This window comes from Streptomyces sp. WAC05292, from assembly GCF_003949955.1.
Classification (GTDB): Bacteria; Actinomycetota; Actinomycetes; order Streptomycetales; family Streptomycetaceae; genus Streptomyces; species Streptomyces globosus.
The window spans coordinates 1-14,915 of record NZ_RPSE01000128.1 but is presented as its reverse complement, the minus strand read 5'-3'; the positions used below and the strand labels follow the sequence as shown (position 1 = coordinate 14,915).

Here is a 14,915-nt window from a genome sequence, read left to right as displayed (position 1 = left end):
GGTCGTCACGACCTCGATGTCCCCGATCCGGGAAGCCTCGACCCGGCGCGGGTCGTCGCCGAGGATCACCAGGTCGGCCCGCCGCGACGACGCGCAGGCGCTCGCCGCGCTCTCCCGTCCGTTCGTCCGCACCGGGGCACTGCGCGAGCGCCCGCTCGCCCTCTACCTCGCGCACGCGGCCGACTTCCTCGTCGCGCAGGCCCCCGACGGCACCCTCGAAGGCTGCCTCGGGCTGCGCGTCCACCCCGCCGCCGGCGTGCTGTACAACTTCTGCGTCGCCCCGCACCGGCAGGGCTCGGGCGTGGGCGCCCGGCTGCTCCACGCGGCGTTCGCCCGGGCCCGCAACCGCTCCCTGACGGCCCTGTTCACGGCCACCACGGGCAGCGGCCGCCTCTTCCTCCGCCACGGCTTCGCACCGGTCGCCCCGAACCTGGCACCGGCCGCATGGGCGCGGTCCCTGGACCCGGACCGCGGCGCCCGCGTCCTGGCCTGCCCCCTGTAGGGCCCGGCCGGCGGATCACGGCCGGGTCCGCGGCGCCGCGGCGCCCAAGTCCCGACGGCTCCGCTGCCGCGACGCTCCCGCCGTGCGAGGCCCGCACCGCAGACCGCGCCGTCCGTCACCCTTCGGTGCCGGCCGCCGCGTCGAGGATCGCGGGCAGGGCCGCCACCAGGTCGTCGGCCTCGGCCCTGCCCAGCGTCAGGGCGGGCGCCAGCCGTACGGTGTCCGGTCCGGCCGCGTTGAGGAGGAAACCGGCCTCCTGCGCGGCCCCCTGCACCCGCGCGGCGACCGGCTCGGCGAGCGCGACGCCCAGGAGCAGCCCCGCCCCGCGCACCTCGCGGACCAGCGGGTGCCCCAGCGCACGGATGCCGTGCCTCAGCCGCTCGCCCAGCCAGGCGACGTGGGGCAGGAGCCCGTCCCTCTCGACCGTCTCCAGTACCGCCAGCCCGGCCGCGCACGCGACGGGGTTCCCGCCGAAGGTGGAGCCGTGCTGTCCGGGGGTCAGCAGCCCGGCGGCCGGACCGAGCGCGACGGCCGCGCCGATCGGCAGCCCCCCGCCCAGGCCCTTGGCGAGGGTGACCACGTCCGGGTCGGCCCCCGGCACCGCCTGGTGCGCGAACCAGTGGCCGGTCCGCCCGATCCCGGTCTGCACCTCGTCCAGGACCAGGAGGCTCCCCGCGGCCCGGGTGATCTCGCGGGCCGCGCGCAGGTAGCCCGCGGGCGCGGGAACCACCCCGCCCTCGCCCTGCACCGGCTCGAGGAACACCGCGGCCGTCCGCTCCGTGACGGCCGCACGGAGCGCCGCCGCGTCACCGAAGGGGACGTGCGTCACCTCCCCGGGCAGCGGCAGGAACGGGGCCCGCTTCGCCGGCCGGCCGGTGAGGGCCAGCGCCCCCATGGTGCGGCCGTGGAACCCGCCCTCGGCGGCGACCACATGAGGGCGCCCCGTACGCCGGGCGATCTTGAACGCGGCTTCGACCGCCTCGGCGCCCGAGTTCGCGAAGAACACCCGGCCCGGTGCCCCCAACAGGTCCAGGAGCCGCTCCGCCAACGCGACGGGCGGCTCCGAGGCGAACAGGTTCGACACGTGCCCGAGCCGCCCGGCCTGCGCCGCGACCGCTGCTGTGGCGGCCGGGTGGGCGTGCCCGAGCGTGTTGACGGCGATCCCGCCGGTGAAGTCCGTGTAGGCCCGCCCTGCCTCGTCCCACACCGTGCTGCCCTCGCCGCGGACGAGGGCCAGCGGGGGAGTGCCGTAGGTGTCCATCATGACCGCCCGCCACCGTGCGGTGATCGGGGTGCCGTCGTCGGCGGGGCTCATGGCCGGGCCTCCTCGGGCGCGGGGCGGGCGGGGCGTTCGTCCGGCACGATCGTCGTGCCGGGGCTCCTCCCGGCGGCGAACCCGCGCATCACGGCATGCGGTACGCGGCCGTCGAGGACCTGGGCCCGGCCCACCCCCGCCCGTACGGCCCGCAGGCAGCCCTCCATCTTCGGCAGCATGCCGCCGGCGAGGCCCGGCAGCAGCTCGGCCAGCTCGGCGGCCGTCAACCGGTCGACCACCTCCGTGCTGTGCGGCCACTCCGCGTACAACCCCGCGACATCCGTGAGGACGAGGAGCCGGGCCGCGCCGAGCCCGACCGCCAACGCCGAGGCGGCGAGATCGGCGTTGACGTTGTAGACCTGCCCGTCAGTGCCGCGCGCGACGGGGGAGACGACCGGGATGCGGCCCTCGTCCAGTAAGGCCCGCAGTGTGTCGGGGTCGACGGCCACCACCTCGCCGACCTGCCCCAGGTCCACCGGCCGCCCGTCCACCTCGGCCCGGCGCCGCACGGCGGTCAGCGTGTGCGCGTCCTCTCCCGACAGGCCCACGGCGTACGGGCCGCAGGCGTTGATCGCGGCGACGAGCTGCCGCTGGATGCGCCCCGTCAGCACCATGCGGACGACGTCCATGGCCTCCGGGGTCGTCACCCGCAGGCCCGCCTCGAAGCGGGACTCCAGGCCCAGCCGGTCGAGCATGGCGCTGATCTGCGGGCCGCCCCCGTGCACGACGACCGGCAGCACGCCGGCCCGGCGCAACTCCACGACGTCGCGGGCGAACGCATCGAGGAGCGCCCCGTCCACCATGGCGTTGCCGCCGAACTTGACGACGACCGTCCGGCCTTGGAGCTCCTTACTCCAGGACGGCGCCGCGGACGGTGCTCCGGCCTCCGGTGCCGGCCGTGCGACTGCGGTACGCATCCGTGTCTCCACCCCGTTCATGAGCTGTAGGCGCTGTTCTCGTGGACGTACTCGGCCGTGAGATCGTTGGTCCAGAGGACCGCCGAGGCGTCTCCGGAACGCAGGTCGACCGTGAGGGTGATCCGGCGGCCCGACAGGTCCGCCTTCTCCCGGGGCTCGCCGGGGGCCCCGTCGCGGCAGACCCACACGCCGTTGATCGCGACGTCCAGCCGGTCGGGGTCGAAGACGGCGCCGGTCGTGCCGATCGCCGAGAGGACCCGGCCCCAGTTGGGGTCCTCGCCGTGCAGCGCGCACTTGAGGAGGTTGTTCCGGGCCACGGAGCGGCCCACGGTGACGGCGTCCTCCTCCGAGGCCGCGCCGACGACCGCCACCTCGATCTCCTTGGACGCCCCTTCGGCGTCCGCGACCAACTGCCGGGCCAGGTCCAGGCAGACGGTGTGCACGGCCTCGGCGAACTCGGCCGGGTCCGGGGCGGTGCCGGAGGCGCCCGAGGCGAGCAGCAGCACGGTGTCGTTGGTGGACATGCAGCCGTCGGAGTCCACCCGGTCGAAGGTGGTGCGGACGGCGGTGCGCAGCGCGGAGTCCAGCAGCGGGCCGTCCGCGTCGGCGTCCGTGGTGAGGACCACCAGCATGGTGGCGAGCCCCGGGGCGAGCATCCCGGCCCCCTTCGCCATGCCGCCGACCGTCCACCCGGACCGGGTGGCGGCGGCCGTCTTGTGCACCGAGTCCGTCGTCCTGATCGCCACGGCCGCGTCGTCTCCGCCGTCGGGCGAGAGGGCGTCCGCGGCGGTGTCGATACCGGGCAGGAGGCGGCCCATCGGCAGGCGGACGCCGATCAGGCCGGTGGAGCAGACGGCCACCTCGCCGGGGTCCGCGCCGACGGCCCGCGCCGTGCGCTCCGCCGCCGCCTGCGTGTCGCGGGCGCCCTCCGGCCCCGTACAGGCATTGGCGCCACCGGAGTTGAGGACGACGGCGGCGACCCGCCGGTCCGCTAGCACGCGCCGCGACCAGCGGACCGGCGCGGCCTGCACCCGGTTGGAGGTGAACACGCCGGCGGCGGCCCGGGACGGCCCCTGGTTCACCACCAGCGCCAGGTCGGGATCCCCGGACTCCTTGATCCCGGCGGGGACCCCGCTCGCGAGGAATCCCCGGGCAGCGGTCACGCTCACGGAGCGACTCCGTTCGTGGGCAGGCCCAGCCACTCCGGCAGGCCCAGGGCTGCGTTCATGCTCTGCACCGCGCCGCCGGCGGTGCCCTTGGCCAGGTTGTCGATCGCGCTCACGCAGATCAGGCGGCGCGTGTCGGAGTCCACGGCGACCTGCACCTGGACCGTGTTGGAGCCGAGCACCGCGCCGGTGGACGGCCACCGGCCGGGCGGCAGCAGCCGCACGAACGGCTCGTCCGCGTAGGCCGCTTCGAAGACCGCGCGCACCGCCTGCTCGCCGCCGGCCGACGCACCGGGCCGGAGCCGGGCGGAACACGTGGCGAGGATGCCGCGGGGCATGGGCGCGAGCGTCGGAGTGAAGGAGACCGTCACGCGCTCGCCGGCCACCCGCGACAGGTTCTGGATGAGCTCGGGGGTGTGCCGGTGGCCGCCGCCGACCCCGTACGGGGTCATCGACCCCATGGCCTCTGCGCCGAGGAGGTGCGGCTTGAGCGCCCGGCCCGCCCCCGAGGTACCGCTCGCCGCGACGACCACAGCCTCCGGCTCCACCAGCCCGGCCGCGTAGGCGGGGAACAGCGCCAGCGTGACCGCCGTCGGATAGCAGCCGGGCACGGCGATCCGGCGGGCGCCCTTCAACTCCTCTCGCTGACCGGGCAGCTCGGGCAGGCCGTACGGCCAGGTCCCGGCGTGCTCCGTTCCGTAGAACCGCTTCCAGTCGGCCGGATCGCGCAGCCGGAAGTCGGCGCCGCAGTCCACGACCAGGGCGTCCGGCTCCAGTTCGCGGGCGAGGGGCGCCGACTGCCCGTGCGGGAGGGCGAGGAACACCACGTCGTGCCCGCGCAGCGTGCGCGCCGACGTCTCCTCAAGCACCCGGTCGGCAAGACCGGCCAACTGGGGCTGTACGCCGCCGAGAAGGCGGCCGGCGCTGCTGTGGGCGGTGACGGAGCCGATCTCCGTCCCCGGATGCGAGGTGAGCAGACGCAGGATCTCTCCGCCGGCGTAGCCACTGGCTCCGGCCACCGCGACCCGTAGGGTCATGTTCTTCCGTCTCCTGGTGTGGGGGTGCGCGGGACGCGCCGAAGAGCAGCTCCGCACTTCAATTGAGGTAAGGCTAACCTTAGTTAGTTGCTTCGGCCCACTTCTGGACGGCAAGACGGGCCCGTGACGCACGTCACGTCGAGATTCGGCCCCGGAGGCTCGGGGAGAGCCGAAACGACGTCGGCACGTCGCCCACTCCGCCCGCGGGTCGCCGTGCCGGCGGCCCGCTGCCTGGCGCCGGCCGGGGGGATCGATCGGCCGGCTCGTGTTCGGTCGGGAGACCGGCGAACGCCGCAACGGGCTGCCGCAGAACGCGCGGATGTCCGACGCGTTGACGGCGGCCGGTGCGGACCGGCCCGCCACCTGCGCCGAGTTCGGCGATGCGATCACCAAGGCGACCACCGGGGATGAGCCGGGCCGGCACACCGTGGCCCGGGTCCAGGCGATGGAGACGGTGCTGTACGCCCTCGCCCCGGCGAAGGGGCACCGCGTCCGGCTCGACCCGGAGCTGCGGCGTCCGCCGGCGTCGGCCCTGGCGGACTACGGCGCCGACGTCTACGCCCGCCTGCACTCCCGCGCCGCCCCGGACGTGCGGGCGGACCGCGTCCGCGCCCAGCCCGTGGATATGATCCGCATCTGGGGCACGGCGCGCGCCCTGGACGAGTGACCCCGCTGCGTCATCCCGGCGGCATCGGATTCGCCGCCGGAATGACGGCGTCCGGGATGACGGGGCCCAGGACCACGGCGTCCGGGGTGAACGCCACCTGCTGCGGGGTGCCGCAGTCGGCGGTCTCCACCGCGACCTCCCGCCCGCACCCCGCGCACGCCAGGTTCGGGCCCTGCGAGCCGCTCGGCCCGCAGCACCCCTGCCGGCGCCGCGGCACCTCCGCCACCCCGCGGACGTCCCCCCTGCCCAGCACCGCGTACGGGGCCCCGGGCCGGGCGGCCGGCGCGCCGGCGGGCGGGTGCGTCCACGACAGGTGGTACGGCTCGGGGTCGTGGGCGAAGGTGCCCGGCGCCAGCCGCGGCGGGCACTCCGCGCCGTCGGGAACCTCGTACGGCAGCGGCGCCTCGGCCAGGGGCGGCAGCGGGACCTCGCGCACCGGGGCACTCAGCACGGCCCGGCACCCCGCACAGCGGAACACGATCACCACCCCATCCTGCCCGGCCGCCCCAAGAGGCGTACACCGCCGCCGGCGTCCGATTTCCGGTGGGGTTCGGCGGCCCGGCATGGTGTGATGGAGACATGATCGAACAGTTCCTGGCCCGAGACCTGTCCGCCGTCGAGGAAGCCGTCCGCAAGGCGGCCGCCGCCGAGATCATGCCGAGGTTCCGGCAGCTCGCCGACCACGAGGTCGACGAGAAGAGCGGGCCGCACGACCTCGTCACCGTCGCCGACCGCAAGGCCGAGGAGCACCTGACCGCCGCCCTCACCCGACTCCTGCCCGGCTCGACCGTGGTCGGCGAGGAAGCCGTCCACGCCGACCCGACCGTCTACGGGGCACTGCGCGCAGACGCCCCCGTCTGGATCGTCGACCCCGTCGACGGCACCCGCCAGTTCGTCTCCGGCGACCCCGCCTTCTGCACCCTCGTCGCCCTCGCCCACCGCGGCGAGATCCTCGCCTCCTGGACGTTCGCCCCGGCACTCGACGAGATGGCCACCGCCGTCCGCGGGCAGGGCGCACACCTCGGCGGCGAGCGGCTCGCCTGCGGGTCCCCCGAACCGGGCGCCGAGCTGCGCGTCGCCGTGGCCCACCCGTTGTACACCACCGACCGCGACAAGCGGATCCTCTCCCGCCTCGACGTCCCCGGCGTCGCCGCCCGGCCCTGCGGCTCGGCCGGACTGGAATACCTGAAGGTGGCCCGCGGCCAGGTCGACGCGCTCGCCTTCACCTGGCCCTCCGCCTGGGACCACGCCGCCGGGCTGCTCCTCGTCGACGAGGCCGGCGGCGCGCAGAGCACCGTCGCCGGGGTCCCCTTCCGGGTCGACCGGGACAACGAGCTGCCGTTCGCCGTCGGCCGGGACGAGGCCACCGCCCTGCGCGTCCGGGACCTGCTGCGCGAGGTGTGAGGCGCCGAGGGGCGCACAGGGCGTCGGAATATCCTGGGGGCGCAGCCGCCGCCGGACGAAGGGGTCACATGGTGTCGTCGATTCTCGATGCGGTCGTGGTGGGGGCGGGGCCCAACGGGCTCACGGCCGCGGTCGAACTGGCCCGCCGCGGACACTCGGTGGCCGTCTACGAAGCCGCCGGCACGGTCGGCGGCGGAGCCCGCACGGAGGAGCTGACCCTCCCGGGGTTCCGGCACGACCCCTGCTCGGCCGTCCACCCGCTGGGCGCAGGCTCCCCGGCGTTCGGCGCGATGCCGCTGGGGCGTTACGGGCTGGAGTGGCTGCACGCGCCGCTGCCGATGGCGCACCCCTTCGACGACGGCACGGCCGCGGTGCTCTCCCGTTCGGTCGCCGAGACCGCGGCCTCCCTCGGGGCGCGCGACGCCGGCGCCTACCGGCGGCTCGTCCAGCCGTACCTCGGCAGGTGGGACACCCTCGTCCGCGACTTCATGTCCCTGCCCGCGACCGCCCTGCCCCGTGACCCCCTCACCCTCGCCCGGTTCGGGCTCGCCGGGCTGCCGCCCGCCACCTGGCTGATGCGCCGCTTCCACGAGGAGCGGGCCCGTGCCCTGTTCTCCGGGCTCGTCGCCCACGTCATCGCCCCGCTGAACGGCATCGCCACCGGCGCCGTCGGCCTGGTCTTCGCCCTCGCCGCGCACGCCGTCGGCTGGCCCATGCCGCGCGGCGGCTCCCAGTCCCTCTCGGACGCCCTCGCCGCCTACCTGGCCGACCTGGGCGGCACCGTCCACACCGGCTTCGAGGTCAAACGCCTCGACGACCTGCCTCCCGCCCGCGCGTACGTCTTCGACACCTCCCCGACGGCCCTGGCCCGCATCGCCGGCCTCGGCCGCTTCTACGACGGCTACCGCTACGGCGCCTCCGTCTTCAAAATCGACTACGCGCTGTCGGGCCCCGTCCCGTGGACCGCCGAAGCGCCGCGGCGTGCCGGCACCGTCCAGATCGGGCCCCGCACCCGCGACATCGACGCCGCCCTGCAACTCGCCGGCAGCGGCCGCGCCCCGCGCAACCCGTTCCTGATCACCGCACAGCCCAGCCTGGTCGACCCGGGCCGCGCACCCGAGGGCAAGCACGTCTTCTGGGCCTACGGGCACGTCCCCGCCGGCTGGGACGGCGACCTCACCGACGCCGTCGAACGCCAACTGGAGCGCTTCGCACCGGGCTTCCGCGACCTCGTCCTGGCCCGCGCCACGGCCGGCCCGCCGCAGCTCGCCGCCCGCAACCCCAACTACGTCGGCGGGGACATCGCCTGCGGCGCCGCGTCCGGCCTCCAACTCCTCCTCAGGCCCCGCCTGTCGCCGCACCCGTACTCGACACCGCACCCGGCCGTCTTCCTCTGCTCCTCCGCCACCCCGCCCGGCCCCGGCGTCCACGGCATGTCCGGGCACAACGCGGCCAAAGCCGTGTGGCGGCACCTGCGAAAGGCCCCGTGAATGGTCCGCATCACCCTCGTCCGGGGCGACATCACCACCGAGCACGCCGACGCCGTCGTCAACGCGGCGAACTCCTCCCTGCTCGGCGGCGGCGGAGTCGACGGCGCGATCCACCGCCGCGGCGGCCCGGACATCCTCGAAGCCTGCCGAGCACTGCGCGCCTCCCACTACGGCAAGGGCCTGCCGACGGGCCGCGCGGTCGCCACCACCGCCGGCCGCCTCCCCGCCCGATGGGTGATCCACACCGTGGGCCCGGTCTGGTCCCGGGACGAGGACCGCTCCGCCCTCCTCGCCTCCTGTTACCGCGAATCGCTGCGCGTCGCGGACGAACTGGGCGCCCGCACGGTCGCGTTCCCCGCCATCAGCACGGGCGTCTACGGCTGGCCGATGGCCGACGGCGCCCGCATCGCCGTGGAGGCGGTCCGGAGCGCCGGGACCGACGTCGAGGAGGTCCGGTTCGTCCTCTACGACGAGCGGGCGTACCGGGCGTTCGCCGAGCAGACCGGAGCCTCGGAGGCCGACTGACGCCGAGGGCGCCCCGCCAGAGGCCGCGCGCCCGCACCGACCGGAGCGGGCGCCGGGCGGAAAATGGGTGCCGCGGTCGGCGGTGCTGCCGCAGAATCGGCCGCATGACAGACACAGGGGTCGTCCGCGACACGCTCACCGCCTGGGCGGCCGGCCACGGCTCCGAGGGAGCGGCGCGCCGACTCGTCGCGGAGGGCGGCGTACGGACCGCGGTGCTGGTGGAAGGGCGCAGCGACCTCGCCGCGCTCGAGGCCCTGGCCGCGCGCTTCGGCCGCACCCTGGAGGCCGAGGGGGTCTGCGTCGTCCCGATGGGCGGTGCGATGAACGTCGGGCGCCACGCCGGCCTCCTGGGCCCGCCGGGCCTGGGGCTTCGCCTCACAGGGCTGTGCGACGCGCGGGAGCGGCCCTTCTACGACCGCGCGTTCGCGCGGGCCGGTGCCCCCGCCGAGGGGGTCTTCGTCTGTGTGGCGGACCTGGAGGAGGAACTGATCCGGGTGCTGGGCGTACCGAAGGTGGAGGAGATCGTCGAGACGGAGGGCGACCTCACGCCGTGGCGGACGTTCACGCGCCAGCCCGCGCAGGCGGGCCGGAGCCAGCAGGACCTGATGCGGCGCTTCCTCGGCACCAAGAAGGGCCGCAAGATCCGCTACGGCCACCTCCTGGCCGCAGCCCTCGATCCCGGCCGGGTCCCCGATCCGCTGGACGCCCTGTTCAGCGCGCTGTGAGCCGGGCACGGCGCGGGCTCACCAGCCCGGGCCGGGCAGGAGCGCCGGCGGCCGCGCGGCCCGGCCGGCACTCCGGGCGGGCGGCGGGGGGACGCGGCCTGCCCGGACCGCCGGGCGGCGGGGCCTGGTCAGCGGAGGGCGACCAGGACGCGGCTGTCGCCGTACTGCCAGACCGTGCCCGCCTCGCGGAAGCCCGCTTCGCGCAGGAGGGCGGTGTGCGTCGACACGGGCAGGTCCGCGTCCGCGCACGGCGGGTGGCAGGTGGTGTCGTGGAGGGTGAGGTAGGGGGCGAGTTCGGGATCGGCTGCCGCGCCCTTCCACCACGACTGCCAGTCCTCGTGAGTGAAGGCGAGGTTCCGTTCGGCGTGGCGGCGGCCCAGGTCGACCGCGAGGTCGCGGATGGCGGGGGAGTCGGGCCGGATGTGGTCGCCGTTGACGAACACGCCGCCCGGCGCCAGCCGTTCGGCGAGGTCGCGGTAGACGCCGGCCAGGGTGTCCCGGTCGAGGTAGTGCAGGGCGGTCGTGGAGACGGCCGCGTCGACGGGCCGGTCCAGGCCGAGCGCGTCCAGCCAGCCCGGCTCGCCGATCAGGGAGCGGACGTGGCGCAGCCGCGCCCGCGCGGCGGCCCCGTAGTGGGCGCGGCCCAGCTCCAGCAGCAGCGGATCGGCGTCGACGGCGACCACCTCGGCGCCGGGCAGCCGTTCGGCGAGCCGCGCGGCCAGCGCACCCGGCCCGCTGCCCAGGTCCAGCAGCAGGGCGTCCCGCCTGCCTCGGGTGGCCTGTTCGACGACGTCCGCGATGACCGTGAACCGCTCCTCGCGGTCCACCGCGTACCGCTGCTGCTGGCACTCCCAGCGCTCCACCCAGCGCGCCGCCGTCACCGCACTCAAGTCCATAGTGAAAATCATTGCAGCTTGGCGAGGGCGGTGAGCAACTTCTCCATCTCTTCGAGTGTGTTGTAGACGTGCAGGCTGACGCGCACCGACCCGTCCCGCGGGTCCCGACCCGCCTGGCAGTGGTCGTCCGAGCGCACCATGAAGCCGTGGCTGAACAGGATGAACCCCAGGTCCTGCGAGCCGATTCCCTGATGGCGGAACGTCACGATGGAGCCCCGCCGCTGCACCGCCGTGCCGGCCGCGAGGCTGCTGCGGCAGCCGAGCACCTCGTACGCCGGCATCCGGGACAGCCCGTCGGTCAGCACGGACGCGAGCGCCGCCGTCCACCGGGCGATCCGCTCCACCCCGGCGGCCTCCAACCAGTCCAGGGCCGCCGCCAGGCTCGCGATCCCCGCGGTGTTCGGCGTACCGGCCCAGCCGCCGGGCCGGAACGCGGGCCCCCGCTCGCCGCGGGCCCACACCGCGCCCGTCCCCGGCAGGGCCAGGGCCTTGTGCCCGGAGAAGACGAGGAAGTCCACGTCCAGGTCGGCTGCCGACACCGGCTGGTGGCCGACGCTCTGCGCGGCGTCCAGGCAGATCGGCACGTCCGGGCCGACCGCCTCGCGGATGCGGTGCACGTTCATGTCGGCCCCGTACACGTGGTGGACGTGGGTCGCCGCCACGAAGCGGGTGCGCGGCCCGGCCAGCGCGGCCAGCGCCCGCGCGTCGTAGTCGCCGGTCCCGGCCTGGCAGGGCAGCTCCCGCACCGCGATCCGCACCCCGCGCGCGGCCAGCAGGTCCCGCGCCTCCAGCCACGGGTCGAGGTTGGCCCGGTGGTCGCCGAACGGCACGACGATCTCGTCCCCGTCGCGCAGCAGCTGCGGCAGCCAGTCGCGGGCCACCGTCCGCAGGCCCTCGGTGGTCCCGCCGGTGAAGTGCACCGACGACGGCCCCGCGGCGCCCCGCCCCGCGCCGGCACCCGCCTCGGCCTTCGCCGACCGGTCCCCCAGGAACTCCCGCACCCGCTCCGCGGCCCCCGCGACCAGGGCCGTCGTCGCGTTCGCCCACGGGTACGAGCCGCGGCCCGCGTTGGCGTTGGAGGTCGTGAGGTAGGTGTACACCGCGTCCAGGACCTGCCGCGGCTTCTGCCCGGTCGCCGCACTGTCCAGGTACGCCAGCTCCGGGTTGGCCGCCACGATGGGGAAGTCGGCGCGCAGCGGCCGCTGCCACGGCGCCAGCTCCCGCAGCTCCGCCCGCGGATCCGCCTGCGGGCCGGGTCCCGCCATCAGTCGCGCACCAGGGGCGCGCCCGCGTCCCGCCACGCGACGATCCCGCCGGCGAGGCTGCGCACGTCCGGATGCCCCATGCGGGTCAGCAGGGCCGCGTAGCGCAGGGACTGCTCGCCGATCGGGCAGGCCAGCAGCACCGGCCGGCTCGTGCTGAACGGCAGCCCGCCCCGCACGAGTTCCGCGAACAGCTCGTCCACGATGTTGACCGAGCCGTCGATGTGCAGCGCCCCGTACGCGAAGGGGCCGCGCAGGTCCACGACCAGCGGCCGCCCCGACTCCACCCAGGCGCGCGCCTCCGGCACCTCCACGGACCGGGCGGCGGCCAGCTCGGCGTCGGTGACGGTGTCGGCGGAGTTCCGCACGGGCGGCCGGCCCAGCAGCTCCGGGCGGCGCTGCCGGACGTAGCCGAGGTAGCCCTCCGTGCGGTCGCACACCACGAACACCGCGGTCCGCCGCTCCGTCAGCTCCGCGTCGAGCGCTCGCAGATGCCGCACCGCGCCGTGGTACGCCGCCCCTCCCGTCGGCCCGGAGAGCATCCCGCAGCGGCGCAGCAGCACCAGCATCCCGTCCAGGGCCTCGTCGGAGGTCACCGCCTCGATCGCGTCGTAGACCGCCGGGTCGAACAGGCCGACCTCCTGCACCTCGTCGGCGGTGCGGATGCCCGGGATGAAGTCCGACTTCGCGCCGACGAGCCCCACCACGCGGACCGCCGGATCATGGGCGCGCAGGGCCCGGGCGATGCCGGTCGAGGAGCCGGCGGTGCCCACGCAGGCGATGAACCAGTCCGGCGCCCGGCCGTCCAGGTCGGCGATGATCTCCGGGCCGGTGCCGTCGGCGTGCGCCTGCGCGTTCAGCGGGTTGAAGTACTGGTCGGTGTGGAGGTGCGTGCTCCCGGGGGCGCTGAGCTGCTGGTGGAAGAGGGTCAGCGGATCGGCGGTGTCGGTCGGGTCCAGGCACTCGCTCTGGCCGGGCAGCTCCTCGATCCGCGCGCCGAGCAGGAGCAGCAGGTCCTTGATCTCGGGCACCCGCATGCGGTTGGTGACGCTCTTGAACGGCAGCCCGTGCATCCCCGCGATCAGCGCGAGCGCCTTGGCGGTGTTGCCGCTGGACAGCTCGACGACCGTCTCACCGCGGGCGGCCGCGCCGGCCAGCCGATCGCGCACCATGTTCCAGGCGGGCCGGTCCTTCAGCGAGCCGAACGGGTTGAGCATCTCCAGCTTCGCGTACAGGTCGATGTTCCGCAGTCCGTGCACGTCCTGGTCGATGCGCACCAGCGGCGTGTTGCCGATGGCCTCCGTGATGCTGTCGTACCTCATGCGCCTCATCCCCCCGCTTCCGTGACCGGCCAGTACTGCTCGTCGAGGCACCAGCGCCAGACGCCCTCCTCCTCCCTGACGGCGACCTTCCGGGCCGTGGGCTGCCGCTGCGCCCGGGTGGCCGTGAAGTCCATGCAGTAGCCGGCCGTGTTGGGGAACGCCAGCAGGTCGCCGGGGTCCGGCAGCCGCGGCAGGAAGACGGTGCGACGGGTGATCAGGTCGGCCTCCAGGCACAGGTTGCCCATCAGGTGCACCCCGACCGCGCCGGAGCCGCCGGAGCCGTCGGAGCCGTCGGCACGTGGCGGCTCGTCCCTCCTCGGGACGAGGACGGGGTCCACGAGCACCCCGTGGTCCTCCAGCCCGACGTCGCCGGCGTTGAGCGCGAGCCGCACCCACGGCGGGCCGCCGGTGTCGGTCCGCACCTCCAGGACCCGGCCGAGGGTGAGGCCGCACTGGTCGGCGAGAGCGCGGCCCGGTTCGGCGTACACGTCGCAGAGGCTCTCCAACAGCAGCGTGCCCAGCGGCCTGCCCAGGGTGGGGGCCGGCCGGGACAGCAGCTCGTCCAGGTACGCGGGCCCGGCCGCCGGCCGGTGGGCCGGGTAGAGGGCGAGCGAGCCCTTCAGGGTGCCGTTCTCCACGCGCAGGCCGTAGCCGTACCCGCCCCAGGCCAGCGGGGCGCGGCGGCCCAGCGCCGCCTCGGTGAGGGCGGTGGTGTACCGCTCCCACTGCGCGGCGTGCGCCAGGTAGCTGACGCCGTATCCGCCGCCCACGTCGATGGCGCGCGGCCGGAACCCGCGCGAGCGCAGCTCGTCGACCGCCCGGATGCAGCCCTCCAGGGCGGTGGCCTTCTCGTCCGTGCTGGTCGTGTCCAGGTGGTAGCCGACGCCGACGGGCTCAAGGGCGTCGCGGTGCTTCTCCAGCAGGTCCAGCAGCGGGCCCAGCGCCCCGGCCGGGGTGCCGAAGCGGCTGCGCCGCGACAGGGTCCGCGCCCCGGCCGCCTCGAACCCCGACAGTCGCAGCACGACGTCCAGCCGGGGCAGACCGTGCGCACGCACGAGGCGGGCGGCCTGTTCCAACTCACCGGGCCCGTCGGCGTTCAGGGTGGCGCCGGTGCGCGCCGCCAGCCACAGGAAGGCGGGGTCCTTGGGGCCGGTCGCCATCAGCCGGCCGCCGGTGAAGCCGGCGCCGAGCGCGTGCTGGAGCTCCTCCTGCGAGGCGGCGTCCAGGCAGGCGGAGGTGGCGGCGAGGTGGCGGACGAGGGCGCTGGAGCCGGTGGCCTTGTGCGCGAAGTAGATGCGGCCGCCCAGCCGGTGCCGGCGCAGGACGGCGGCGAACTGCGCGACATTGCGCCCGATCTCCTCGGGCAGGACGACGGCGAGCGGCGAGCCCAGTCCGTCGACGAGCCCGTGCAGGAACGGTCCGGCACGCAGCAGCGAGGCCGGGCCCGCGGTGAGCCTCGGTTGCAGGTACAAGGGGGCGTCGCTCATTCCGGCCGTCCCTCCCAGACGATCGACTGCGGGCCCGCTCCGTGATCGATTCGCACGGCTGTGCACATCATCGCTCCACAACTGCCGCAGCTAAAGGGGGCGTGGGGAAGCACGGGGGGCGTGCGGCCGGAACGAATCCGGCGCCGACGCCGAAAGCCCCCGCCCGGAACCCTCCCCTCCGGCGGCCCGAGAACCACCAC

At 75.5% G+C, this 14,915-nt stretch carries 15 protein-coding genes; 6 read left to right on the top strand and 9 right to left on the bottom strand.

The window, feature by feature from the left end:
* Positions 1-16: 16 nt before the first annotated feature.
* A complete protein-coding gene (locus tag EF903_RS16165; protein ID WP_125543934.1) occupies positions 17-502 on the top strand; it encodes a GNAT family N-acetyltransferase in 486 nt (161 codons plus the stop codon).
* A 115-nt stretch (positions 503-617) separates the two neighbouring features.
* Here EF903_RS16165 and EF903_RS16160 read toward each other — a convergent pair whose 3' ends face one another.
* From EF903_RS16160 to argC, 4 genes are read right to left on the bottom strand one after another with little or no spacing between them, the layout of a single operon-like run.
* Complete coding sequence (locus EF903_RS16160; RefSeq protein WP_125543933.1) at positions 618-1,817, bottom strand: acetylornithine transaminase; 1,200 nt, start codon at positions 1,815-1,817, stop codon at positions 618-620.
* Positions 1,814-2,734 carry an acetylglutamate kinase gene (gene argB, locus EF903_RS16155; RefSeq protein ID WP_312845929.1) on the bottom strand — a complete coding sequence of 307 codons (921 nt, stop codon included), beginning with the start codon at positions 2,732-2,734 and terminating at the stop codon, positions 1,814-1,816. The genes EF903_RS16160 and argB overlap by 4 nt, the downstream gene beginning before the upstream one ends.
* Positions 2,735-2,751: 17 nt before the next feature.
* A complete protein-coding gene (gene argJ, locus EF903_RS16150) occupies positions 2,752-3,903 on the bottom strand; it encodes a bifunctional glutamate N-acetyltransferase/amino-acid acetyltransferase ArgJ (RefSeq protein ID WP_125543931.1) in 1,152 nt (383 codons plus the stop codon).
* Complete coding sequence (gene argC / locus EF903_RS16145) at positions 3,900-4,937, bottom strand: N-acetyl-gamma-glutamyl-phosphate reductase (protein WP_125543930.1); 1,038 nt, start codon at positions 4,935-4,937, stop codon at positions 3,900-3,902. The genes argJ and argC overlap by 4 nt, the downstream gene beginning before the upstream one ends.
* 319 nt (positions 4,938-5,256) lie before the next feature.
* Here argC and EF903_RS16140 point away from each other — a divergent pair, with 319 nt between their 5' ends.
* Positions 5,257-5,604, top strand: a complete 348-nt coding sequence (locus EF903_RS16140) for a hypothetical protein (RefSeq protein ID WP_125543929.1) — start codon at positions 5,257-5,259, stop codon at positions 5,602-5,604.
* Positions 5,605-5,614: 10 nt separating this feature from the next.
* Here the strand turns inward: EF903_RS16140 and EF903_RS16135 are convergent, their stop codons facing one another.
* Positions 5,615-6,055, bottom strand: coding sequence for a hypothetical protein (locus EF903_RS16135; protein ID WP_125543928.1), 441 nt, complete (start codon positions 6,053-6,055; stop codon positions 5,615-5,617).
* A 128-nt stretch (positions 6,056-6,183) separates the two neighbouring features.
* On the opposite strand from EF903_RS16135, the gene EF903_RS16130 reads away from it, so the two are divergent.
* The 4 genes from EF903_RS16130 (at position 6,184) to EF903_RS16115 (ending at position 9,748) form a co-directional block, all read left to right on the top strand.
* On the top strand, positions 6,184-7,008 hold the full coding sequence (locus tag EF903_RS16130; RefSeq protein WP_125543927.1) for an inositol monophosphatase family protein: 825 nt from the start codon (positions 6,184-6,186) through the stop codon (positions 7,006-7,008).
* 71 nt (positions 7,009-7,079) lie between these two features.
* Entirely contained in the window at positions 7,080-8,498 is a 1,419-nt protein-coding gene (locus EF903_RS16125) for an NAD(P)/FAD-dependent oxidoreductase (protein WP_125543935.1), read from the top strand.
* Positions 8,499-9,023, top strand: a complete 525-nt coding sequence (locus EF903_RS16120; protein WP_125543926.1) for an O-acetyl-ADP-ribose deacetylase — start codon at positions 8,499-8,501, stop codon at positions 9,021-9,023. It begins immediately after the preceding gene.
* A 104-nt stretch (positions 9,024-9,127) separates the two neighbouring features.
* Positions 9,128-9,748, top strand: coding sequence for a TOPRIM nucleotidyl transferase/hydrolase domain-containing protein (locus tag EF903_RS16115; protein ID WP_125543925.1), 621 nt, complete (start codon positions 9,128-9,130; stop codon positions 9,746-9,748).
* A gap of 128 nt (positions 9,749-9,876) precedes the next feature.
* Here EF903_RS16115 and EF903_RS16110 read toward each other — a convergent pair whose 3' ends face one another.
* The 4 genes from EF903_RS16110 to EF903_RS16095 are packed head-to-tail and all read right to left on the bottom strand — an operon-like array spanning position 9,877 to position 14,715.
* The gene (locus EF903_RS16110; RefSeq protein ID WP_125543924.1) at positions 9,877-10,644 is read right to left on the bottom strand and encodes a trans-aconitate 2-methyltransferase; all 768 of its coding nucleotides are present in this window, start codon (positions 10,642-10,644) and stop codon (positions 9,877-9,879) included.
* Between the two features lie 8 nt (positions 10,645-10,652).
* Positions 10,653-11,909, bottom strand: coding sequence for an aminotransferase class V-fold PLP-dependent enzyme (locus EF903_RS16105; protein WP_125543923.1), 1,257 nt, complete (start codon positions 11,907-11,909; stop codon positions 10,653-10,655).
* Entirely contained in the window at positions 11,909-13,228 is a 1,320-nt protein-coding gene (locus EF903_RS16100; RefSeq protein WP_125543922.1) for a pyridoxal-phosphate dependent enzyme, read from the bottom strand. Before EF903_RS16100 ends, EF903_RS16105 begins: the two co-directional genes overlap by 1 nt.
* 5 nt (positions 13,229-13,233) lie before the next feature.
* Entirely contained in the window at positions 13,234-14,715 is a 1,482-nt protein-coding gene (locus EF903_RS16095) for a Y4yA family PLP-dependent enzyme (RefSeq protein ID WP_125543921.1), read from the bottom strand.
* Positions 14,716-14,915 lie beyond the last annotated feature (200 nt).

Bases quoted from the DNA above. Each gene is read 5' to 3' on its own strand.
- EF903_RS16165 (WP_125543934.1), top strand. From the start codon at position 17: ATGTCCCCGATCCGGGAAGCCTCGACCCGGCGCGGGTCGTCGCCGAGG.
- EF903_RS16160 (WP_125543933.1), bottom strand. From the start codon at position 1,817: ATGAGCCCCGCCGACGACGGCACCCCGATCACCGCACGGTGGCGGGCG.
- argB (WP_312845929.1), bottom strand. From the start codon at position 2,734: ATGCGTACCGCAGTCGCACGGCCGGCACCGGAGGCCGGAGCACCGTCC.
- argC (WP_125543930.1), bottom strand. From the start codon at position 4,937: ATGACCCTACGGGTCGCGGTGGCCGGAGCCAGTGGCTACGCCGGCGGA.
- EF903_RS16140 (WP_125543929.1), top strand. From the start codon at position 5,257: ATGTCCGACGCGTTGACGGCGGCCGGTGCGGACCGGCCCGCCACCTGC.
- EF903_RS16130 (WP_125543927.1), top strand. From the start codon at position 6,184: ATGATCGAACAGTTCCTGGCCCGAGACCTGTCCGCCGTCGAGGAAGCC.
- EF903_RS16120 (WP_125543926.1), top strand. From the start codon at position 8,499: ATGGTCCGCATCACCCTCGTCCGGGGCGACATCACCACCGAGCACGCC.
- EF903_RS16115 (WP_125543925.1), top strand. From the start codon at position 9,128: ATGACAGACACAGGGGTCGTCCGCGACACGCTCACCGCCTGGGCGGCC.
- EF903_RS16110 (WP_125543924.1), bottom strand. From the start codon at position 10,644: ATGGACTTGAGTGCGGTGACGGCGGCGCGCTGGGTGGAGCGCTGGGAG.
- EF903_RS16105 (WP_125543923.1), bottom strand. From the start codon at position 11,909: ATGGCGGGACCCGGCCCGCAGGCGGATCCGCGGGCGGAGCTGCGGGAG.
- EF903_RS16100 (WP_125543922.1), bottom strand. From the start codon at position 13,228: ATGAGGTACGACAGCATCACGGAGGCCATCGGCAACACGCCGCTGGTG.
- EF903_RS16095 (WP_125543921.1), bottom strand. From the start codon at position 14,715: ATGAGCGACGCCCCCTTGTACCTGCAACCGAGGCTCACCGCGGGCCCG.